General features: G+C 58.5%; 2 protein-coding genes. Both read left to right on the top strand.

Features of this window, described 5'->3' with window-relative positions; all coding sequences use genetic code 11:
* Positions 1 to 478, top strand: a 478-nt coding sequence (locus lacNas_RS11965) for a YibE/F family protein (RefSeq protein WP_201331654.1), incomplete at its 5' end; no start/stop codon positions are given.
* Positions 459 to 851 (top strand): alpha/beta hydrolase (locus tag lacNas_RS11960; RefSeq protein WP_201346899.1); only part of this gene is annotated, 393 nt, incomplete at its 3' end. The genes lacNas_RS11965 and lacNas_RS11960, both read left to right, overlap by 20 nt.

Raw genomic sequence — 851 nt, 5'->3', positions numbered from 1 at the left:
GGCCGGCCTGGGGGCGGAAGCCGGCGAAATCCTGCTGGGCCACTCGCAGATGCCGGGGATCAGCTACGGGCAGATCGCCGTTACCGTGGCCATCTTTTCTGCCCTGGGGGCCGTGGCGGAAGCTGCCGTGTCGATGAGCTCGGGGATTCTGGAAATCAAGAAGGCCAAGCCCGAGATCAGCGAAAGCGAGCTGATGCGGAGCGGGGCGGCTATTGGCTATGACGTCCTGGGGACGGCCATGAACACCATCATTTACGGGATGTTCGGCAGCTTCCTGTCGCTTTTTTTGTGGTATTACCGGCTTCATTATTCCTTTGGCGAGGTGATTAATGATAAACTTTTTGTAAACGAAGCTTTAATCATTATGTATTCCCTGCTCGGGGTGCTGCTGACGGTTCCTCTGGCCACGCTGCTTTTGACCAGGGGGATGAGCCGGCGAGGTGAGGTGACAAAGAAAAATGGAAACGAAGAAACTTGAAATCAAGAATTTTAACCAGCGGACCTACCAGCTGCAGACCTACACGGTCAAGTCTGACCGGGCGCCTTTGAACAAGCCGCGGCCCTTGGCTATCGTGGTACCGGGGGGCAGCTTTACCCACCTGTCGGTCAAGGAAGGCGAGCCGGTCGCCCTGGCTTACGTCAGCCGGGGCTTCAACGCCTGCGTGGTCAGCTACAACCTGCTTCAGGACGAGGGCAAGATCTACCCGGATGCGGGCCTGGACGTTTTGAGCACGGTCGACTACTACCGCCGGCACGCGGCTGAATACCAGATCGACCCGGACAAGATCATGACCATCGGCTTTTCAGCCGGCGGCCACATCGTCAGCGCGGCCAACTACCTGGCCGCCGAG

Source organism: Lactobacillus nasalidis (genome assembly GCF_016587775.1).
GTDB lineage: Bacteria > Bacillota > Bacilli > Lactobacillales > Lactobacillaceae > Lactobacillus > Lactobacillus nasalidis.
The sequence above is the reverse complement of the archived record's forward strand: the minus strand, read 5'-3'. Positions and strand labels throughout refer to the sequence as shown.